Origin of the sequence: Polynucleobacter sp. UB-Raua-W9 (assembly GCF_018687435.1) — a bacterium.
Classification (GTDB): domain Bacteria; phylum Pseudomonadota; class Gammaproteobacteria; order Burkholderiales; family Burkholderiaceae; genus Polynucleobacter.
Genome location: NZ_CP061290.1, coordinates 316,840 through 339,827, shown reverse-complemented (window position 1 = coordinate 339,827; position 22,988 = coordinate 316,840). Strand labels below are relative to the sequence as shown.

Sequence of the window (22,988 nt, the reverse complement as noted above, 5' to 3'; positions counted from 1 at the left end):
ATCTTTAATATTCATTTTGTAAAATTTTTATTTCTTTAGACATTTTTTCCCAAGTAGAAAAATTACGTCTTTCATAATAAAGATTACCTTCATGAGGTCTCTGATGAATTCGTACATCAGATATTTTTTGCAACTTCTGCTTTCCTGAAAATACGTAATTAAATAGCATGAAAGGGAAAAGCCCAATCCAAGTTTTTAACTGGGATGGGTACCAAAAGATATATCGCAAGAATCTCAGTCGATTTACGAAACTAATGCTTTGATTAACAACCTCTCCATTTAACTGAAGAGGTGAAAGAACACGAAAAAATGGGTTGGGACACTTATATGCGTTATACAGGGGATACTGCCAAATGAAATGCATAATTCCCAGTTTTTTTGCTACAACCACACCAATCGCATGAAGTGAATCATGATCATGATGCCCTCCCTCCCATGCTGGCAAATATATATTCACATCCTCATAAGTTTCAAGCCAAGAGAAAAGCCAATCCCTTCCTTTAATTAAATTGTCAATTAATCGACCATCAGGTATTGTCAGCATCTCGCCGACAAAAATAATATTTTCAAGACGCACCCCAAGGTCAGAGAGAACTCTTACAGATTCAAGGTTTCTTCTCTCGGCCACATCGCCCTCATATGCACCAGTAGTAAAGTAAGCACAATATACATTTCGCCCCTTTGCAATTTCATCAATAATTTTCTGAAATACGCCGAACTCGTCGTCCTGATGTGCAAATAAAAATAATGTGTATTGATTAATTATCTTTTGCATATTAAATTCAAATTAATATTAAACGAAGTCGTGATCAAACCAATTAATAAACCAATCACTAAATCTATCTTTAGACAAATTTATAGTGCCTTTTGGAGTATGCGTTACGAGCGTAAATTTCTCTGGACTCTTAATGAAACCAAGGCGCATAAATAATTTAGCAAAGGGGTGATGTGGGGGCATTGCAGTTGCAACAACATCAACTTTTATTTTTTTAGAAAAATTAAGGCACTCATTTATTAAAGCAGAAGCAGTTTCCTTGTCGCCATTCAACGCAAGTAAGTCAACTAAAGCAACGGCATAAAATTGCTTCATTTGCATAACTCTTAGAACCATATATCCAGTTATTTCACCATTTTTTTTGGCAGAGAATATTTGATATTGGCGGCTTTTGAAGGCGCAATATCTCCAATTCAATATTTCTACAGTTCTAAGCGATGAAATCTTTTGACTGCCATTCCATGTATCTAAAAATCGTGAAAAAGAATCGTCAAATGTAACAATTTTTTGTACCAAAACACTTCCACTATCGACTCTTGTGAGCAGATTAAATAATTTACCTGCCAATAAGGCAGGAATTTTGGCAAGAATTTGCAGTGCTTTATTTTTTATAAATTTATTAAACAACTGCACAAACTTTATTGGACGAACATAGATGGAGATATCACCAACCCTCTTCCAACCCATTCGCATATGTGGCTCTAAAACACCTTGACGAGTAATAACTCCATACGCAAATGAGTATCCATTAGCTTGATACTCCTTTGTAAATCGACTTTGCAAGGGAATGAAAGGGGATTTTTTCCGTGCATGCTTACTAATTACTAAGTTGGATGCTAAAACACCTAAAAATATTGAATTATCCATCTTTAGTTGGATGGGAACACCGCCATAATGAGCAACTAATTCCCCTTGATCCTCGCAAACAATTTGCAAGCGCTTACCAATAGGAGGCATTACATAAAGCCAACTCATCATTTTTTGGAATTCTACTGCACCGAGACCCTCCAAAAGAAGTTCATTATCTTTGGCGAGACAAGCAATACCATCAAAATCCTCGTCAATAGCTGACCTAAAGTTCACGCGAGAAACCTTCTAGATGAATGCTATTGATCACAACTACTTATCCAGGCCAATACGAATTTTTTTAAATCGATCGCTACGCTGATCTTCATTATTAACTATAGAAAATTTTACAGGAATCTTATATTTAGCCAGCTTTGAAGAGCAGTGTAGACGCATGCGCTCCGTAAATTCTGCAACGGGCTCATCTGTATAAAGAGAGATATTTGCTTGAACCACATGACCCATCAACTGATGCTTAACCCCAAATACCGTTGCCTCTTTTACATTTACATCCTCCAGCAAAACAGTCTCAACCTCTGCTGGGAATACCTTCTGCCCCCCAACATTAATCATTTCTGATTTTCTACCTAAAATACGCATGTACTCCCCATTAACTTCTACCTCATCGCCGGTACACATCCACCCGTCTCCATCAAAAGGCGATGGTGCATTTAGATATCCCACCATGTTAGCCTCGGAACGAACCCAAAGCAGGCCATCGGCAACCTTCACTTCAAAACCATTGCCTCCAATCTTGACCCATAATGAGGCGTCATTTTCAGATTTTGATCTCAAAACGCCCACCTCAGACAATCCATAGGTCTGCTTCAATACTGCATTCGGAAATATACTAGCGACTTTTTTTAGTGTTTCTTCAGGCATAACTTCTGTACCATAAGTTATTAGCCTAATGGAACTCAGATTAAACGAGTGATAGACACGTGAAGCTATCAATAAATTAATGAAAGTGGGTGTTGTAGGAAGTAGTGTTGCCCCGGATGACTCTATTGCTTTACAAATCTCTGCTGGCTGACGATTATTAACGCATACCGCCATTCCGCCATAAGCAAACGCACCCAAAAAGGTATTAAATCCACCGAAGTGATCCATTAATAAAAATAATACTGAACGCCAACCTTCTCTCTCGGCCGTAAATTTCCTCATCACCCTTTCGCAGTCATGAAGAATACCTTTTGGCCTTCCAGTAGATCCCGATGAAAATACCACTAGTCCAGGGGTGTGCTTCTCTCGAAAATCTCTGATAAGGGGATTGATTTCCTTTGGAATCTCTTTAAGTACTGTAAAAGTATCATCCTCATTAAACTCTATATAGATCTCAACACCAGCAATTTCTTTAAATACCTCTATTTCATGCTTTATTGATTTTGTGAAGGGCACTATGATTGCGCCTCGTTTCATCAACGCAAAAAATAACGCGCACGTTTGAGGTGAAAACTCCCCCATAACTGCGCACACGGTTCCAGAATGAATCTCTAGGTCGGTAAGCTTTTCCGACCAGCCATCAAGCAAGCCAACAAATTCATCATATGAAAACTCCTTGCCATTCCAATAAATCGCCGACCTATCTCCATAAGAATAAATTCTCTGAAGTACAACCTCGATAGCATTCAAAATTTATTTACCTCAATGTAATTCATATATCAAAACTAACACCATGCTCAGCTAAAACTAGCTTAATTAGCGGATAGCTAATAATCTCCATAGTCTGCTCTTCGGTAAAAGTAATGGAGAAAGCATCTTCAAGGGCAAGCACAAGATTTAGATGCTTTACAGAGTCCCATGTACTAATTGTATCCATTGAGGAATCATCATCCAATGCGTCCGACCCTACCCCAAGAACATTAGAAAGAGTCTTTTTAAGTAAAATTTCATTTTGATTCATATTATTTTTCCTCTACGATTCGAATCCACTTAGGAGCTTCTATTTCATTCTTACTTAGATCAATAAACCAATAACTCTCTTGATCTGATTTGTCAATTATAGAAAATTGGTTTTTTTCATAAAAATCCATTACTTGGGAATTTTTTTCTGTTGCAATGTATTTCCCTTTTATTTTTTTACATGATGACTTTTTGCAGCCTTTTCTGCAATATGGGAAAGAAGTGCAGTCTCAACGCCACGACCTATCGCCCTACAGCTTAATAAAAAAGAGTCGATCTCCGCCTCATCTTTTTCATACCTCACAATTGCCACTCCTACCAAACCCATGTCGGCAATTTTATCCTTCACCCTAACGCAATAAACGTCCGAATCGTTACTTAAAGAGAACTCTTTAATTTGCCCTTCGCTATAACGTCTAGTAGTCAAATTAAATTGATTTGTTTTTTGCGTTAATTGTGAGCACCTAGGAATATCAATTAAATTTGGGTTGCCGACTTTTACCTCGATTCCTAATTTTTCAAGGTATTCTTCGATTGAACTAGATGATGACTCAAGTTGCTTACGAACCCTAGTTTCACCATACATTGCATTTTTACGGCGATCTTCAGCCGTAAAAGTTAAAGCATCAAAATACCCACCCCTAGATAAAACAGATCTATATTCAGAAGTATTCCCTTTGAGATGGAGCGTTGTGACCTGTGGGATCTGTTCGCGAATCAGATTAACCTCAAAATCACTATCATCTACAAATACAAAACTATCAAGCCCAATATTCAATTCTTCAGCTATTCTTCTAATATTAGTAGCCTTATCATCCCAATTTATTTGCCATGTTGCCAAGTGAGATTCCTTAATAAGCATCTCAGGATGCTCGCGCAATACCTTAAGTACATCAGCTTCATTATTTTTACTGCATAACGCTAAAATTACGCCCCTATCGTGAAGATTAAGGATCTCCTCTTGTAAGGCCAGGAAACCAGATCCGGGAAAGGTGGAGCCAATTTTTATCCCCTCAATCCCATCTTCTCCAACTATGCCACCCCACAATGTGTTGTCGCAGTCTAAAACCAGGCACTTCTTAGCTTTGCCGCGCAACGCCTTAAAAATTTTGGATATTTCCAGGCCAATATTTAATAGGGCCTTTTGAGTCAAGGGAGCTCGAGCCATATGCCAATGCCTTGAATCAATGCTGTTGTAAACGCCAATTGCAGAAAAAATTCTTGCAAAGTCTATTAAATAAACATCTGACGTTTCCTTAGAATCAACTATCAACTGCTGGTTCAAATGAATAATTGTGCTCGAATGTTGATCGGGTAGCTGACTATCCAAAACTCCTAAGGTCGTTTCAACAGGCGGTGGAAAATTATTCATCAAAACTGGTGCAGATGAATATTTTCGAATATTTTTACAAATATCTTGCAAGTATTGCCTAACCCTATCAACCTCATCTAATGCCACATCTTTAGTTTGCGACAAAAATCTAGTTGTCAAAATTGGACTAATTGTTTCAAGCCAATTCAGAACAATAATGAAATCCGGATTAAATTTATAGAGATTACTCTCGGGGTTTAAAGTCTCCGGAACTATGGAGTCAAAATCACAAATTAATATTTCAGGCAAAAATCCCATTGCATTGATTTCACACTCCAAGACGGACATCAATGGCTCAACTGTAAAATTACGCAGTATTGCGATTTTCAAAATTGGTTTTTTTGTAGTCTCAATGGGTAAATTTTTTAACGCGTTAGCAGCATTCACATAATCGCCATAACTGCGTTCGCCAGGCAACAATTCCATCAGATTTTTTAATTCAATATTTTCCATGCAACTACTCCTTACATTACAATGCCGCCGCACACGCGTATTGACTCACCTGTTATATGAGAACCTTTTGGTCCAATCAAGAATTCAGCGACGCCTGCAATATCTGCAGGCATTGCCAATTTTCTCAAGGGTGTATTCATTTTAGTTAACATTTTTGTCTTGTCAGGAATGCTAGAAATCATGTCTGTTTGCGTCATACCCGGCGCTATAACATTAGATCGCACACCTTTGGGTCCGTACTCAACAGCCAAGGATCTTGAAAAGGCCGTAAGGGCTGCTTTAGTGCTTACATAGTGTGATTGATGTATGGGGGGCACTCCGTCAGCAAAGATTGAGCCAATAAAGATTAAAGATCCATCTCTACTTTCGACCATTTTTGGAATGAAAATTTTTGCGCAATTAAATGCACCCTTTAGTTGAACATCTATTTGTGCTTGATAGTCGCCCCAAGTCAGGCTATCAAAAGGCATTGGTATTGGAGTTGGTGCGGCGCAGTGAATTACATCATTTACGCTAGCGCCAAATTGCTCCTCAATATATGTCTGTAGGATTCTCATATCCGATTCATCCGCAACATTTGCACACTTTTCAATCGCTTGAAATCCCTGATTATTTAAACTCATAACAAGCTCTTTAGCAGAAGGATTTGTTGAGCTATAGCTAATGGCTACCTTATGTCCAGCCTGCGCAAGATTAGTAGCAATCGCGGCACCAATTCCGCGACTAGCCCCTGTAACCAAAATTACTCGAGATTTATTTGAATTCATATCTAGACTCTCACCTTTAATTTCTAATGCTTTTACGGTAGATCTACCCGAAACAAGTACTTGATTATGCTGATTAACTACTTCAGTCCCTAAAACCAACATTCGAGTTGCTGTTGATTTTTGCAACACAACTGATTTAACTGTAATGGTATCGCCCACATATGTCGGAAGCAGAAAATCCAATGTTTGTGACGTCCAAAGCGCACCACAACCTGGCATTAATGTTCCTATCATTGTAGAAATAAAAGATGCGGAAAGCATTCCATGGACTACAGGTTTTCGAAATAAGGTTTTTTTGGCGAAATCCTCATCAACATGCAGCGGATTGAAATCTCCGGTTAAGGCTGCAAAAATATTGACATCGTCCTGCGTAATAACATGGACTATTTCTGCATAGTCTCCAACTTTAATTTTCTCAAAATCGAGAACGGAGACTTTTACTTCAGATCGCTTATATGTCATGGGCTCCACCACCGCATTACCGAAGCCCCAAAAGTAAATCCGGCGCCTACCCCAGATATCACTACTACATCACCATGTTTTATTTTCTTTAATTGCACAGCTTCACATAACGCTATTGCCATCGAAGCTTCTGCAGTATTACCAATCTCGGATACATTGGCATGAGTCTTCTCCATTGGCAATCTCATTTTTCCCATTAGATACTGAATTAAATTCATATTTGCCTGATGAAAGATAAAAAAATCCACATCGCTTACCGATAAGCCCGCCTTAGCTAGAGCATTCTTTATTACCAGCGGTTGATACTGCACAACTTGCTTCCAAACTTCCATACCGTTAATCTCATAGTAATTCGGAGAATCATTGATATTTTCAGGGCGCATAGGCATACTAGAGCCACCCCCTCGAATTCGGACTGACTCATATACTGAAGAGTTTGAAAAAATGTCATGCGCAAGAAATCCATAGCCAGAGGGCACATCACCCAAAACTGCAGCCCCAAAACCATCTCCAAAATACATACATGACTCTGGATCAGTCCAATTCACAAAGCGCGACTGCAAAGCCGCCCCTAAAACCAATCCATGGGACTGGGTAGCATCACAAGTTAACCTATCGGACATCACATTTAAACCAACCTGAAACCCCGTGCAATTGGCCATCAAATCGAAAGCTGCTGCATTTTTTGTACCGATAAGCTGGTGAACCTTGCATGCAAGAGCTGGCATTACATAATCGGCAGTAAAAGTACACGCCAAAAGACTTCCAATCTGCTCTGGCTTTACTTTTGCACTCTCTAATGCCTCGCGGCAGGCAATTGCCGATAATTCAGAGGCAGTTTCATCTTTTTGTGCAATATAACGTGCCTTTACACCCGTTTTCAGCTCAATCGTACCGGGGGCAAGACCACAACCACTCTCCACCTCATCATTGGATAGCAGCTTTGATGGAACATACTTTCCCACCCCTAAAATACCAATTGACCTTTTTTGACTCAACACGACTTTTCTCCGAATAGATAAAACTGAGGATGGTCATCCATTGTTGCTGCCCACCATTCACGAGCCTCCCTAATACTCCAAGACTTACCATGGCCAGGAAAAATTAAACAACTCTCCGGAAGTACATTAAGAATTAAGTTTACAGACGCCTCTATATGCTCCAAATTACTCTCGGGATAATTGGTTGGCCCTAAATAAGAATGGAATAGGGTGTCGCCTGTAAAAACGGCTTTGTCATTAAAAACGTAGGCTCGACCCCCAGATGTATGCCCTGGAGTTATCAGAGATCGTATTACGCCCCCACTCCAATAAAAATCTTCAGAATCGTCTACATAAGTCAAGCAAGAAGGTGGGAGCATCTTTTCTCGATTAAAGCGGTAAGCATAAATACCTGCTTGCCGAATCAAGCGTTTTTCTATCACACTCACTTCGCATATAACTCCATATTCTTTAACCAAGGTATCAACAGCACCCACGTGATCAAAATGTCCATGGGTCAAAAGAATCTTGATTACTTTAAGGTTTAATTTATTAATGGAAGCAATTAAAAAACTACCTTCAGAACCGGGATCAACAACAATGCATTCGTGAGTTTTATTAGACTCAATCAAATAACAGTTTTCTTTATGCGAACCATTACAAAGTGTATGAATCGTTAGGCGATCCATAGCCAACGGCGAGCGAGAAACCCCCATGTACCTAGTCCACCAAACAGGTATGTAAAACCTGACCAGTAACAATTGAGCTTTCGGGCGCAATAAAAAATTCAATCAAAGGACACAATTCTTCCGCTTCGATTGGTCTTTTAATTGTTTGCATATTTAGCATAGCCTCCCTCCAATCATTACCAAATACTTCGGTTGAATCAGTATTTACTAATGATGGCGACACTACATTACAGGTAACACCGTAAGCAACAACTTCTCTCGCCAATACCTTAGTAAATTCAACCACAGCCTTCTTAGCAGGAGCGTAGGCGCAAGTGCCTGGAGCATGGAGCTCAGACATAATCGAGGTAATATTTACTATTCGCCCAAATTTTTGGAGCACCATCAACTTGGAAAACTCTTTACACACCAAAAAAGTGCTAACTAAAATAGCGTCTACAAATGAGCGAAACATATCAAGCGAAGTCGCTCCGGTGACAGCGCCCAGTTTTACCAACCCCACATTACAAATTAATATATCTATTTTTCCAAAATCACTCTTTACTTTTCGCGCCCAAGCCCTTACCCCATGCTCATCACAAACATCAACTGAGTAATGTTTATAGTTGGGATGCTCGAAAGTATTTTCGCCACGACTACATCCAGCGACTAAAAATCCTTTTTCTAAAAAATAACCGGCAATCTTCCTGCCTATTCCTCGGCTAGATCCAGTAATAACAATAACCTGAGCAACCTGTGCGTTATTCACAAGAATTAATTAATTTGTAATGCTAACTAGATAACTGCCAAACATTGAGGCAGTTAAGACAGGTGCATTTGGATACATCTCTTCAATATCGGAGAGAACGATAAAAATATCTTTTTTAGATAAATCAATAATCCGCTCCTCTATATCGGTAATAAAGGTTACAAATCCCATAGAATCTAATTGGGAGCCTTCACCAAATAAAGGCATATCTGGTTTAACGATAATTTGAGCATCAATCATTCCGGACTTTTGAAGCCCATCCAAGCACTGTTGCATTAATGACAAAGACATCTCTTCTGTAAACATATTTATTCCAAATAAAAGGATTTACAGGCCACGCAAGCACTCATGCACTTCAATAGCCCAATCTTTCAATACTATGCGCTATTTTACAGGTATTTTTTTGGCATTCAGTGGGTAATTGGAACCATTAGAGAAGCGATACATACACCCCAAGGATAATTAAAGATGCGCCGGCAAAAGTAGTCCACTCGAGCGATTCGCCTAGAAATATTGCTGCAAAAGTAGGCACAATAAAAAAAGCTAAAGCTGTAAATGGATAGGCTGTCTTTAAAGGAACCGTCTTTAAAACCAGCATCCATAAGACTGTTGTAAAAGCATAAACAATTAATGCCACGATAAATGCAGGATTAAATAATAGTCCAAATAGAAATCCATTATTAGTAATATCAATTCGCCCTGATGCATACTTAAACAATACCTGTCCAGCAGATAGGAGAAATACGGTTAGTAGGGTCAATAGAATCTGGATAAAAGTCATATTAAAGATATTTTCGCATTAATAATGCCTAGCGGTCTTTTTTATATATTGAGAACTTTGGCACAGTAGAAATATCATACGCCAAAAAAGCCAACAATAACTGAAGCCCCATTAGAGTTGGCAAAGCAGATAACATTATTGTGCCAACGGGGGCCGATACCCCAAAATGAACGGAAAGCACCCAATTCCAACATCCAAATATCACGCCAAATGAAAATAAAATAATCCCTAAAGGTAGCTCTAATGAGGCAACTGACATATCGCGAAGATAATAATTATAAAAAATACGCTTGAAGAAATTTCGCATATGCTTAACTAAAAACTCACCCAAAATTTTTGAAATTTTTAGATTGCTAATTTCCTCCGAATACTTAGCATCCATAGGAACATCTACTACAACAGCCCTAAGCGTATTAAGTCTGAATAGCATATCTGTCTCAAAAAAATATCGATTGCTAATTTTTTTTAAAGGCAGCAACTTGGCAACGCTTGAGTGGATGGCAGTGTAACCATTGGTTGGATCAAATAAATCCCAATAGCCAGAGGAAAATTTTGTCATGAATGAAAGAATAGCATTACCAAATAATCTAATTTTTGGCATTGCCTGAATTTCTTCTAGATTGAAAAAACGATTACCTTTAGTGTAATCGGCGTGACCATCCAGAATGGGGCCTATAAAATCAGGGATTAAAGCAGGGTCCATTTGCCCATCACCATCAATCTTTACAATTACATCCATCTCATCATCTAACGCGGCCCTATAACCCGTCATAACGGCACCACCAACTCCCATATTTTGTTTGTGGAAGATCACCGAAACCCTTTTATCAACACAATTCGTCCTGACAAGCTCCCCACTCTTATCCGGGCAAGAATCATCCACCACATAGATTTTTGAAACCTCAGGGCCAATTAATGCTATCAACTCAAGGATATGTTGAGTAACCCGATAGCATGGAATGACAACTGCTATGGATGAACTAACGGAGTCTAAATTCTTCACAAAAAACCTTTTATGACGTTAATAGCGCATGGAAATCAAGTTTATTTCCATCACATCTTCGGTGTGGCTCGTTCCATAGATTACAGCCTTTTTGGCTCCTCTTGGGGCAATCACAATCATCTCATGCCTCCCCCATGCTGGGGTGGCCTCAAAGACTTGTATATTTGTGCCTATGATTTTTGATGAAGAATCCAGCCAGTTAATTTGCACTCTACCAAGACATTTGTCTACTATACATTTTGCAACCAACTGATTTTTATATTTCGCCCCACTAATTACATCGACAGTTTGATGCATTGGAGAAGAAACTCTAACTATCGCTGAACGAGTAACGGGGTTATATTTTGCATCTCCCTCGAAAACCCACCCCTCCAAACCTGAAAGATGTGTATTCAAAATAAGTTCTTTTTGATAGCGAAATGAATCGTCAAGGGTTCGCACCTCAACAGAGCCGTATTGCGCTATAAATTTTGTTGCTTCTTTTACATACCCCAATGGAACGTCAAAATCTTTTAGAGAGGAATCTATTATCACAAAATTTACATTTTTTAAGATGAGTAACTCGGCAGCGGAAGATGCTGAACTAATTTTACGAACTTCCGGGCCCCATGTAGGGTTATACCAATTAACATAAAGCGCATCAGAACTAATTCCTGCCGCTTGAGGCGTAGCAAATATTGCAACTGGTGTTTTATCAATATTTAACTCATTAATCAAACTCACGGCTCTTCTTAGGGGCAGCCTATTCAATAAATAACTCTCCTTATTGCCGCCCCCAACAATAGTTTGCAAAGGAAAATCTTCGTAAACACTGAGCCCAGCTGGAAAAAATAACGCGTTCAATAAAAGTGTTGCAAGACCAATAAAAGTAATGGTTAATCGCTGCCATCCACCCATGCTGGATATGAAATGAATTCCGACACCACAAATTCCACAAAGAAGTGCAAAAGCAGGAAAGATATATCTCAAATAAGCTGTAGAGTAAAAACAAATTCCGATAGAAACTAATGCAATAACAACGATATAAATAGCTCTTCTATTTTTAATGAAAAATACTGCTACTAGAGACGGCAAAAAAATTGACAGCCATTGAAACCCGGCCACCCCAGGCATTGCCTCTAAATAGTCTCCAGATCTAAATATCACCCTATATAACAAATCCCAAGAAAGCCCCTTATTCCAACGAGAGTCAATAAAATTTTCAGGGGGGTATAGCGGGGAGTTAAATACTTTATTATAAAAAGGGAAGACAGGATTTCCAGTTACATACCAAGCGTAAATATAGGCTGAGCAAGAGACCGCAACTAAAATCAAAACCGCCAATAAGAATAACTTAATATCTTTTATAGAATGAATCCAATTTTTATAACTTAATAAAAGAATAATAAATAGAATTGGGAAAAAAATTAAAGTTAAGACCTTGGTTGCTAAGGCTGTACCAAAAAATATTGCTCCAATAATTAGATATTGACTTTTGCTTTCCAGTGTTGGATGTGAAGGAATTACAGTTTTTGAAACAGCAAGTAGTCCAGCCAGAATATATGCCGACCAGATGGAGTCAATAAATAGGCTATTGCCTTCTGCAAAAACAAGTGGGGATGAAATAAAAAGAAGTGAGCCCCACTGAGCCCCTCTCTGTCCAGGAGTCCCAATCCAGCGTATAAATGCCTGTATCAGATACGTTATTAGAAATATGTACCAAACATTTATTAATCTTGCTGAACTCTCGCCGCCTAGTAAATACAAAATTGAATAAATCCAATCTCCAAAGGCTGGAATTACGGCCCATACATATGTAGTGACATCAAAGCCCCACTGCTGGCGATGAAGAAGGTGAGCGGGAATAAAAAGATGTGCTACCAAGGCATCATGCCCCACCTCAGGCATAAATGCTACAACTACGTAAACTAACCCAAATCCTGCAATCAGGACATTTATCCAATCCATGCCATTTTTGGTTTTGGACGTTAAAGGCCCCCAAAACAGATGACTAAACCATGCTTTCAAAAAACTCCATCTCAAAAGAATAGGCATAACCAGCATGAGTCCATAGAAACCAGGATAATTTATTGGGAAATGTGCAAAAATTCCAACAGCAAAACCATAAACAGCGGCACCGACTAAAAAATCAATCGCCCAAGAGTGATTCTCAATTTTGCCTTTTGTTAAGACCAAATTGCCAAGCAAACTTGAGGAGATTAAGAACCAAATCACTACGGCAAATGACCAGACCGCTCCTGAAATTAAACTGATAAAAAATGTCAATAAAACTGAAACAAAAAAAACAGTTTTATTGAAAAGTTTACCCAGAAAGGTAAGGAGAAAAATAGCACTAAGTAAAAAAAAGGTGAATTTATAGAGGCCATTTAATTGCCAAGGGATAGACTTAGGCCAGTCAAATCCATAGAGGCCAACTCCAGTAATGGAGATGCCCCCAAGAATGGCAAGCATGCAAGAAGATCCAGCAAACCAATTACCTTCAATGACTTCTCTTTTATAGTTCACTTATTTATCACCTCTTTAGCTAAACCCTGATATGAGCCTACAGACACCTCAATAAACTCCAAAAAAACATATCGAGTGTCTTTGGGTAACTCATTCACTAACTGGGGGATAGATACAGAATTCCAGTGTGCTCGATATACCTTTTGAAAATAAATGGGTAGACCCGCGCGTACCATGCCATCAAAAAAACTATCCCCCAAAACCACGATAGGTTGCAATAGATTTGCGTTGGTAGGCCTCTGCTCGTATACCCACTGAAATGGCTTAATATTTTCAGAATATATAGATGGGGGCTCTTGCCAAGTCTTGCGAACCATTAGAGATTTTTCTTTTGGCGGAAAAAAGAGTGGCATAAACATTGCCTCGCCCCCACTGGTCTCTAGAAGATCTATCGAAACATTTTGACTCCACAATAAATTCTTTTTTTCAAACTTAGATAGTTGATTAACTAGACTCTTAGCAACCTCATACGCAGCAGGATCATTCCAATGAAAATCAGTCTTATGGAATACTTGGCGCCGACTTGAAACGTCATTCAATATTCCCACACTATCAATAAATATAATGTTCTTCATACCCCTCAAGCCATCTTCTAGCTTAACAACCTGGCGATTCAAATCTAATGGTCTAACTATATTTGGAGTCTGATCTCCATAAAAGACATTTTTCATTGGCCCAATAGTAACGACTAACTGAATATGCCTTTTATTCAGCTCTTGAGCCAATATATTTAATCCATTAAGTACAGCTTTGGAATTTTCCTGTAGATAAGACTCAACTGCAGGCTGCTCCCTATCGATAACGCTTTTATAAAAAAGCCAGCCATTTTTACCAACATGCACTCTTTTTGATGTATTGAAAATGGAATAATCAAGCTGGTTTTTTGTCTTGATTAAGATATTTCTCAGACCGTAATTATCATTAAACCATTTAACTCCATCCCGAGCATATAAATCGATACCGCTAAATTCGGCAAAAATTGGAGCTGTAGCTAATACTCTATTTTCCTGAATCTGATTGCCAACATTAAAACTGAAAACCATTTGTAACAATGGTAGCCATATGATTAGACCAAAGATTCCAATAAATATTTTCATAAATCAGAATCGGAAATATATAAATGGATTAAATCCATTATCTGCAATCAAGAGAAGGCAGAATACAAAGAGAGGAAGGGCTATTAAAATTTTAACAATGACTTCGCTATGTTGATTTTTGTAACTAAATTTTTCAAATAATTCCATCGGAATTAGCGAAGCTGCCAAAGCTGCCAAGAAATAAACTGCTACATCAAATGTAAATAGATTAATTATCGGAGCCAAGGAGTTTGAGGCTGAGTCCATGCCAAACATAACGCCAATAAAATGAAGGGCCAAAGGTAGCGATGTTGCTCTAAATATCACCCATCCAATAATAACCAAAATTAAGGTGATGATTTGTCCCAATGCACCGCTTGGACTAAAATTGAAGTTGGCCTTAAGAATACGCTCAATAATCAGCAGTAAGCCATGGTAAAAGCCCCATGCGATAAATGTATAAGATGCACCATGCCAAAGACCACAAAGAAAAAAAACTATTAAAAGATTAGTGAGCGTGCGAGATTGGCCATTTTTATTACCTCCAAGCGGGATATATACATAGTCTCTAAACCACCTTGAAAGAGTCATGTGCCATCTACGCCAAAACTCTGTAATACTTTTCGATCTATATGGTTGATTAAAATTTTCAGGGAAATTAAAACCCATGATTTTTCCCAATCCTATTGCCATATCAGAATATCCAGAAAAATCGAAATAAATTTGCAGTGAATAAGCAATTGCCCCTACCCAAGCCATGGCTGTTGATAGGCTAGATGAAGACTCGTCAAATATACGATCAGCAATATTCCCGGCTGAGTCGGCAAATATTACCTTCTTGGATAGTCCAATAATAAATATAAATATCCCAAGAAATATATCCCTCTTATTTGGAAGTCTGTTATTAACCTGGCTAGCAATTTCAGAATATCGAACAATTGGTCCGGCAATCAACTGAGGAAAGTTGGTCATATACATTCCAAAATTGATGCAAGATGGCTCCGGTCTTACTTTTTCGTTGCTAACATCAATAATGTATGAAATCGCATGGAACGTAAAAAAGGAGACCCCTGAAAGAAGGACTATCTCAGGTATGACCACATGAATATCAGCCCCGATCACAGAGGCTGCATCATTAAATGACTGTAAGAAAAACATCCAATATTTATAAAAAAATAAAGGTACTAAATTAAGGGTAACCGCAAAAGCAACGATGAGAGTCTTTCGTAAACCATGCATTCTTGAAATGCCAATTGCGAGCCAGAAATTTATAAAGACTGATGCGAGTAGAATGCTTGTAAAAAAACCGCCATCAATAAAATAAAAACCAATACTAAATAGAAAAATTAATGCATTTCTATACTTTTCTTTAGTTAAAAAATATGTAACAAGAAAAATTGGCAAAAAACAAAAGAGAAAGGCTGGTGAACTAAAAAGCAATTTTTTCCTAGCGAATATAAAGGGGATATTTTCTTTTTTCTACTTCAAAACCCAGCTCACCCATCATGATTGATAACTGATTGTAGATTGCAGATGGCCCCCAAGAACTTTCAGAGAAATTAACTCCATTTGAACGCAATTTTTGCCACAAATCCTTATCACTATAAACACGAATGAGATCGGCAACATACTGCTCATCACTTTTAACAACCATACAATTTTCTAGATTAGTAATTCCCATCCCCTCAACAGCAATATCCGTAGCAACTACCGGCACTCCTGCACACATGGAGCTTACGATTTTTCCCTTAACGCCCGCACCATATCGTAAAGGGGCAATTGATACACGAATATCATTGAGAAGAGCTCCAAGATCATCCACAAAACCCATTATCTCAATAAAGTTAAATTCTTTCTCCAAATTAAGCACCTCTTCAGGAGCATTACTTCCTACAATACGCAACCTTACATTAGGCAGCAATGATGCAATTTTTGGCATCACATTTCTTGAGAAATGCACAATAGCATCTACATTTGGCTGATGATTAAACCCGCCAACAAATAAGATGTCTTTACGTTCTTCATATTCTTTCTCACCTACTGCAGACTTTCCAATCAATGGAATAAGACTTAGTTTTTGATGCTCAAAGTCTTTGATTAAAGTCTCATATTCAGCTGAGCTAACAACAATGGTTTTATCGACTGATTTAATAATTGCATACTCGATATTCTTCATCTTTTGAATCGAAGAGTCAGATTGATTCATGCCTTGAATTTCTTGAGCCCTCTTCATTCGAAGAAAATGAAGATCTATGGTGTGATAAATAAGTTTGGCTTTGGGGCAATGCTTTCTAATATGCCATAGCAAATCATCTGCTGTTTCGGGCCGTATTAGCATTACAGAGTCATATCGATCACCGTAATTCTCAATATGAACTTTCGAATTTTTAACATAGGGGTAATACAAAACCTCAACTCCTGCGGCTTGAAGATCGGCGCCATAATTGAAGTCATTGAGCATGTTGCTATGAGGAATGAACGTTATCTGAAAATTCATTTCACGCAACAACATCATAAGATTAAATACTAATAATGATCCAGCATCTCTGTCATGCGTTGGTAGGCATTGATCTATAACCAGCATCCTATATTTTGCGCTTCGATCTTTTGCACCATCAACATCTTCACCATTTCTTTGGTAAGTTGATAGCAGTGGCTTCCATCGATCAAACATTTTCTGCATATTAATTACTTGATATGCCTTGGCTCCCTGAGAGGTATCAGTCCCAGAGGTACCGCCTTCATGATGAATAACGACGGATAAGGGCTGATAAATCACTCGATAGCCCATCTGCCTAATTTTTAAAGCCAAGTCACAATCTTCGCAATATGCAGGCCTGTAATAATCATCAAAGCCGCCCGCCTCTTCAAATAGGTTTTTAGGGACCATGATAGATGCGCCCGAACAGTAGTCGACCTCTCTCGCATAGTTATATATTGGCTCCCACTGATCTTGGTTTTTTCCAAAATTCCAAGCGCTACCATCGGACCAGACAATTCCGCCAGCCTCCTGTAATACCCCATCTGGATAGATTAATTTTGAGCCGACTAAACCGGACCCGGGCATTTCTGCAAAAGTTTTTACCAATCTATCAAGGAAGCCTGTTGTCACCTCAGTATCATTATTTAAAAAATATAGATACTTCCCTCTCGCAACGCTTGCACCACGATTAGAGCTACCTATAAAGCCCATATTCATTTGATTCTTATGGTAATGAATTCCAGGGACGTGTGAGAATATATCTCCAGAATTATCAGGAGAGCAGTCATCTATTACGATTACTTCATAAGAACTTTTTTCAATTGACTCATATAAGGAAATTAAACAATTTCTTGTTAAGTCAGGCTTGCCATAGATCGGAATAATGATTGAGATTAATGGCGAATTTTCATGTTTAAATGAAATTTCTTCGAAACTAGTTTTTATAGCAGTCTTATTAACTAGATGTGAGTATTTATTGAGATAAAGTTTTAGCGATTCTGAGATATTTGGCAGATCTCTGCCTTCCTTATATCCATTTTTCAAGTAATGTAGAAGGGGGTTTACTCTTGCTTTTGCAATATCTGGGTTAGCCGCAAGATAAGCTCGGCTATCAAATAAACTACAAGGATTTCTGCCCTCGACTCCTCCAAATCTGAGAAAATGTAGCAGAGCATTTTTACCTAAATCTTTTACATCAGGATTGTGATTTAGATAATAATCTGAGTCAAATAAGAAAAAGGGACTCCTCCCCTCTTTAAATCCATGCAACAAAAAATGTAACAATGGATTGGCTTTTGAGTTAGCTATATCTTTATACTTATTTTTATAAAATACTACATCAAAAAGAAAAATTGTTAATATTAAATTTTTTAGATATTGATACATATAATCAATTGTAATAATTTCGATATTTATCGTTACTTACTATATATTTAGAAATCTCATAATCCCATTCATCATCTATATCTAAACTTTCGACTTTAGATTCTATAATTATAGACGAGTTAACTGCCCCAACGAATCCGCCACATCTTCTTAGAGCATCTGGAGTAATCAGATATAAATTTCCATTTGGTGTAAATGCACTATCTAAATCTTGTGACCTGACATTTAATCCATTCTTCTCAAAATAGGGGATAAATTTATTGTCTAATTCTTTTAAAGCCCAATCAGGATGAGTTATGGCTGGAGAAACTGTCAACAAAGGAAACTCAGGGCTAGACTGAAAAAGTTTAATTGCCTCACTCAGAGTTCTTGAACTCCTAAATGGCGAGGTTGGCTGGAGCAATAAAATGGCGTCAATCTTTCCGTTATTTTTCTCATACCACTCAATAGCGTGCTGTGCGACATCGAATGAACTCGCACAATCTGATGCCAATTCTATTGGGCGGAGCCAAGGGACTAAAGCCCCAGCATCTCTTGAAATTTGAGCAATTTCTTCACTATCTGTTGATACTAATATGTCGCAGAATAAATCTTGTTTTTTTGCAAACTCAATTGACCAAGAGATTAATGGCCGACCCCCCAACTCCCTTAAATTTTTACTCACAAGTCTCTTAGAGCCACCACGAGCCGGTATTAACGCGAGAATTTTCATAAACTAATTATCTTATTAAAATGATAATTACGACAAATTCCAATAAAAGATCAATTCAACTCCTCTTTTAAGCGCCAAATGCCGTTAGGTTTATGCCAGATATCTAGATTTCGCCATTTCTCTTGAATGGAAAAATATTGATCTCTACTTATATCGTGATATTCACAGAATTCATCTAGATATTCAATAGGAAACTCGTACTGCTTTTCCTTTACCAAGCCAACAGCTTCTGCTCGCGTCATCCTACCATTCCAAATTTGATAGCATGCCTCATCGGTTGGCCTCCAAAATCCAAGCTTAAGAAATTTAAGCCAATTATGAATCTCGCATAACTTCTCATCTATATTGTCATAGTTAATGATATTGCCTGATAGTGGTCCAGCCTTTCTCCCAGAAAAGCCATATTTCTTTGCAATTTCATAATTTTTATAGCCATCCCACCAGAGAAAAAACCCCAGATAAATACTCTTAACTCTATTTTTTTCTACCTCAGCCTTTTCAGGGTGATGATAGAAAAAAAGTTCATTTTCAGGAATTAAATTTTTGACGAAGTCATCAAAATCAGCTTCACGGAAAAGATCATTATTGATTAAATCTTCTGCCGATCCAGTCAAGCTAGATCCAGCAACCGTTCCCCCAAACTCCGTTCCAATATCCTCGCCCCACACCACAAGAGGGGCCCCATAGAAAATGGCCGCACGAGCAACAGCAGCAAAAACAACGCGATGCTCTGCGTAATTAGGATTTCCAATAGAAATTAGCGCTTTCTTGCGAATTTTTTGCAATGTACTGGGGCGAGGCGAAATCTTGATTAGATCAACGCCCAAATTTTCCACTAGTGCATTTAGGTTTTCAATTCCTTCAACAGTTTGAAGGTGGGGAACCACGATAACAGCCAATGTTTTTAATTTATAAACCTGGCTCATCATATAAACTTGAAACATACTATCTTTTCCGCCGCTGACTGGCACAATGCAGTCATAGCCACTGCCATTTTTACCGCGAACTTCATCGCATATCTCTTTAAGCTTACTGGCACGAGCATTCCAGTCAATCGTATGCTTTAACTCTACTGATCGGCAAGCACTACAAACCCCCTCAGCATCAAACCTAACGCCGGGCTTAGTATCAGGAAGTATGCAACATTTACAGTACTTCATAGCCTGGCCCAAGATCTATTTCTTCCTTCTTCCATTCCCGAGGGAGTAAGTTGCCACCCATCGGTATAGTTTCTATAGCTCCAAAATTATATTTATCGACATACCCACGCCCCATTAATATATATTTAGAGTCCTTTAATTCTGGCTCTTGAGACCCGGTATAAATAAAATCATGATCGCCACTTACGTCCAGTCGAGCCTTTTCTACTAAAGAATCACTTACACTATTTGCAATTGAGTCAAGCATTATCCATCCACTGGTGGTATTACTCCAAATACTTGGATCACGCCACTGATCGGCATGGCTCCAAAATTGCGCCTCATCCATTTCAAGCCATTCAAGAAAAATATTAATATCATCGGGATAGATATCTTGATAACGCTTTACAAGATCAATACCTTGCTCTCTCGAAATTCGTTTTAAGCGTATCTCGCGAGTGGCATGATCATGCACTTTGGAGTACCCATACCTTAAATACTTTAAATAGTCATGCAATCCGGCGGAGTGTGCACAGTGTACGTCTTCATAATTATTAAATGTTCTCTGTTGCAAAGCAGTTTCATACCCATAAAGCTTGATCATTAACTCGTGTTGCGTCTTAGAATCCCAGCGTAAATAGTTGTTTAGATAAATTCCGCGTACACCTACATGCTCAATTTCATGATCACTGGGATAAACCCAGTGCTGTAGGTCCCTATGAGTAAGGTCAGACTTAAGATCTAATAAATCTTCGGCTGAATACCCCATTAATGCATGCTCTTTTCGACACCTCTCAGTCATTTCAACCTCATCTAAATGAGAAAACATGCCTGTCTGCTCAGACCAACCATGCACCCCCCAAATAATGAGTGGAATTTTGAACTTAACTGCCATTTGGACTGGAAAAGTACTATTGCCAGCCAATACCTGCCAATACATACTTCCAAATTTCTTTAAAGTTTGACGGGTTACCTTTTTCATCAGAACTGGTGAGATCGTGGAGGTAACTTGATCGCAATCAAATACTGTATGTAGATTAGCTAAATTTCGAATGCCGACGTCAGTATTAAAATGCGAGTTGTAATGCACGACGAGCGGATTCATCCCAAGAATATTTTTGACTACATGCAACGTGAAATAACTATCTCCGCCTCCGGTAACTGGAACTATACAATCAAATCCTTTGCCCCCCATTCTTTGGGTATTTCTATGTATGATTTCCTTTAGCTTTTCAAAACGTGTATGCCAATTTAAGCTATCTTTTTCTTCGTGAATACGACACCCCATACATACACCATGGTCATCAAATACCATGCCATATGGATGATTTGATGGATAGAGACATCTTCTGCAATAAATCATAAAACTTTCCTAGATACCGAATCTAGCCCATCCAAAACAAAAGAATCATGCATTAAAAGTCGCCCACAATCATCAAAAGCTCGATTTTCATAATTTACTTTACTATCCATTCTTACATCAACACCATCTCGAAGGAGGTGAGCTTTTGCCAGAATGGTGCTGTGCTCTACATGATGGAAAATATTAGATGCAGCAACCGCATCTGCTCCTCCCTCCAAGATTCCGGGAGTAAAGTGCGTAAATGACCCAACTCCTCCGCAAGCTATTACTGGGATATTCACTGCCGAAGTTATAGACTTTATCAACTCAATGTCGTAGCCAACTCTAGAGCCATCTCGATCAATTGAGTTGACAAGAATTTCGCCGGCGCCCTCCTGCTGAGAACGAGCCGCCCACTCGATAGCTTCAATGCCCGATTCATAACGGCCAGAATCGCCATAAACCCAGTAACGCCCATCTAGTCCTCGACGGCAATCCATGGATACGACTACGCATTGACTACCAAACTCCGCAGCAACTTCAGAAATAATTTGCGGCCTTTTAAGCGCATATGTATTGATACTTACTTTATCCGCCCCAGCCCTAATCAACTTACGAACATCAGCAACGGATTCAATACCTCCACCAACTGTAAGCGGTACAAAACAAAAGTGTGAAAGTAGTTTAATTATTTCAGAATTAGGGCCAGAGCCATTTTTACGTGCACTTATATCTAGAAGAATTATTTCATCTACATCCCACTTAACTACAAACTCAATCGGAAATCTTGGGTGCCCAATTGGCAAATATTGACTAAAGCCCAAACTTTGCACCATCAGGCCGTCCCTCATTAAGAGACTTGCGATTAATCTCTTTTTAACCATTATTTAGCACGCAATTACTTTCAACATATTTCTTAAAATTACTGAGCAATTTCAACCCATTCGTTTGACTCTTTTCTGGATGAAATTGGGTTGCAAAAATATTCTTATATTGTATGGAGGCCGTTATCTCTGAACCATGGTGGGTAACGCCAGATATATATTTTGGGTCACAACCAAGGGCAAAAGAATGCACAAAGTAAAAACAATCTGCATTCTCAATGCCTTCAAATAAAACATTATTCTCAAGGGCAGTGAGTTTCACTTCATTCCAACCAATATGCGGCACCCGGTAACCGGCATTCTCGGGAATACGAGAAACGTTGCCGGGCATCAAACCTAAACCCTCATGATAGCCAAACTCCTCTGATGACTCAGCCAATAGCTGAAGGCCTAAGCATATGCCGAGTAATGGCACCCCAGATTCAACACTTTTCTGGATCTGACTGACCAAATTTTGCTTTGATAAATTTTCCATTGCCTGATTAAAAGCCCCAACCCCAGGCAAAATTATTCCATCAGACTCTGCAATTTGACCAGCGGTAGTTACCACCCCAACATCAGCACCAATACGCTGAAAGGCATTAACAACCGACTGTATATTTCCCATTCCATAATCGATAATCCCAATCATGATCAAAACCCTTCATTAAATCATTTGAAACGCATCCCTGCAAAGGGGGTATA

Annotated in this window: 21 protein-coding genes; all 21 read right to left on the bottom strand. The window is 38.6% G+C overall.

The features are described from left to right. Positions 1–4: 4 nt before the first annotated feature. Positions 5–775: a PIG-L deacetylase family protein gene (locus tag AOC07_RS01810; protein WP_215357947.1), complete on the bottom strand. Its 771-nt coding sequence runs from the start codon at positions 773–775 to the stop codon at positions 5–7. Positions 776–793: 18 nt separating this feature from the next. After that, positions 794–1,858: a hypothetical protein gene (locus AOC07_RS01805; protein WP_215357945.1), complete on the bottom strand. Its 1,065-nt coding sequence runs from the start codon at positions 1,856–1,858 to the stop codon at positions 794–796. Between the two features lie 36 nt (positions 1,859–1,894). Beyond that, positions 1,895–3,253, bottom strand: coding sequence for a long-chain fatty acid--CoA ligase (locus AOC07_RS01800; RefSeq protein WP_215357944.1), 1,359 nt, complete (start codon positions 3,251–3,253; stop codon positions 1,895–1,897). 22 nt (positions 3,254–3,275) lie between these two features. Then, positions 3,276–3,524 (bottom strand): acyl carrier protein, encoded by a 249-nt coding sequence (locus tag AOC07_RS01795; RefSeq protein WP_215357943.1) that lies wholly within the window; start codon positions 3,522–3,524, stop codon positions 3,276–3,278. A gap of 168 nt (positions 3,525–3,692) precedes the next feature. Then, positions 3,693–5,348, bottom strand: coding sequence for an HAD family hydrolase (locus AOC07_RS01790; RefSeq protein ID WP_215357942.1), 1,656 nt, complete (start codon positions 5,346–5,348; stop codon positions 3,693–3,695). Positions 5,349–5,359: 11 nt separating this feature from the next. Continuing rightward, entirely contained in the window at positions 5,360–6,577 is a 1,218-nt protein-coding gene (locus tag AOC07_RS01785) for an SDR family oxidoreductase (RefSeq protein WP_215357941.1), read from the bottom strand. Beyond that, a complete protein-coding gene (locus tag AOC07_RS01780; RefSeq protein ID WP_215357940.1) occupies positions 6,574–7,578 on the bottom strand; it encodes a 3-oxoacyl-ACP synthase III family protein in 1,005 nt (334 codons plus the stop codon). Before AOC07_RS01780 ends, AOC07_RS01785 begins: the two co-directional genes overlap by 4 nt. Further along, entirely contained in the window at positions 7,572–8,273 is a 702-nt protein-coding gene (locus tag AOC07_RS01775) for an MBL fold metallo-hydrolase (RefSeq protein WP_215357939.1), read from the bottom strand. Before AOC07_RS01775 ends, AOC07_RS01780 begins: the two co-directional genes overlap by 7 nt. Positions 8,274–8,277: 4 nt before the next feature. Continuing rightward, entirely contained in the window at positions 8,278–8,994 is a 717-nt protein-coding gene (locus AOC07_RS01770; protein ID WP_215357937.1) for an SDR family NAD(P)-dependent oxidoreductase, read from the bottom strand. A 9-nt stretch (positions 8,995–9,003) separates the two neighbouring features. Beyond that, positions 9,004–9,300 (bottom strand): hypothetical protein, encoded by a 297-nt coding sequence (locus tag AOC07_RS01765; RefSeq protein ID WP_215357935.1) that lies wholly within the window; start codon positions 9,298–9,300, stop codon positions 9,004–9,006. 124 nt (positions 9,301–9,424) lie between these two features. Next, complete coding sequence (locus AOC07_RS01760; RefSeq protein WP_215357933.1) at positions 9,425–9,775, bottom strand: EamA family transporter; 351 nt, start codon at positions 9,773–9,775, stop codon at positions 9,425–9,427. A 28-nt stretch (positions 9,776–9,803) separates the two neighbouring features. Beyond that, positions 9,804–10,778: a glycosyltransferase family 2 protein gene (locus AOC07_RS01755; RefSeq protein WP_215357931.1), complete on the bottom strand. Its 975-nt coding sequence runs from the start codon at positions 10,776–10,778 to the stop codon at positions 9,804–9,806. A gap of 18 nt (positions 10,779–10,796) precedes the next feature. Next, complete coding sequence (locus tag AOC07_RS01750; RefSeq protein WP_215357930.1) at positions 10,797–13,283, bottom strand: hypothetical protein; 2,487 nt, start codon at positions 13,281–13,283, stop codon at positions 10,797–10,799. Continuing rightward, entirely contained in the window at positions 13,280–14,380 is a 1,101-nt protein-coding gene (locus AOC07_RS01745) for a hypothetical protein (RefSeq protein WP_215357929.1), read from the bottom strand. Before AOC07_RS01745 ends, AOC07_RS01750 begins: the two co-directional genes overlap by 4 nt. Positions 14,381–14,383: 3 nt before the next feature. Continuing rightward, on the bottom strand, positions 14,384–15,799 hold the full coding sequence (locus AOC07_RS01740) for an MBOAT family protein (protein ID WP_215357928.1): 1,416 nt from the start codon (positions 15,797–15,799) through the stop codon (positions 14,384–14,386). Positions 15,800–15,806: 7 nt separating this feature from the next. Then, positions 15,807–18,227, bottom strand: a complete 2,421-nt coding sequence (locus tag AOC07_RS01735) for a glycosyltransferase (RefSeq protein ID WP_215357927.1) — start codon at positions 18,225–18,227, stop codon at positions 15,807–15,809. 4 nt (positions 18,228–18,231) lie between these two features. Then, positions 18,232–18,939 (bottom strand): cytidylyltransferase domain-containing protein, encoded by a 708-nt coding sequence (locus AOC07_RS01730; protein WP_215357926.1) that lies wholly within the window; start codon positions 18,937–18,939, stop codon positions 18,232–18,234. Between the two features lie 50 nt (positions 18,940–18,989). Next, positions 18,990–20,099, bottom strand: coding sequence for an N-acetyl sugar amidotransferase (locus AOC07_RS01725; protein ID WP_215357924.1), 1,110 nt, complete (start codon positions 20,097–20,099; stop codon positions 18,990–18,992). After that, a complete protein-coding gene (locus AOC07_RS01720) occupies positions 20,086–21,393 on the bottom strand; it encodes an N-acetyl sugar amidotransferase (protein ID WP_251371695.1) in 1,308 nt (435 codons plus the stop codon). Before AOC07_RS01720 ends, AOC07_RS01725 begins: the two co-directional genes overlap by 14 nt. Positions 21,394–21,437: 44 nt before the next feature. Beyond that, on the bottom strand, positions 21,438–22,304 hold the full coding sequence (gene hisF / locus AOC07_RS01715; protein WP_256437850.1) for an imidazole glycerol phosphate synthase subunit HisF: 867 nt from the start codon (positions 22,302–22,304) through the stop codon (positions 21,438–21,440). Then, positions 22,297–22,935: an imidazole glycerol phosphate synthase subunit HisH gene (hisH, locus tag AOC07_RS01710; protein WP_215357918.1), complete on the bottom strand. Its 639-nt coding sequence runs from the start codon at positions 22,933–22,935 to the stop codon at positions 22,297–22,299. The genes hisF and hisH overlap by 8 nt, the downstream gene beginning before the upstream one ends. Positions 22,936–22,988: the final 53 nt, after the last annotated feature.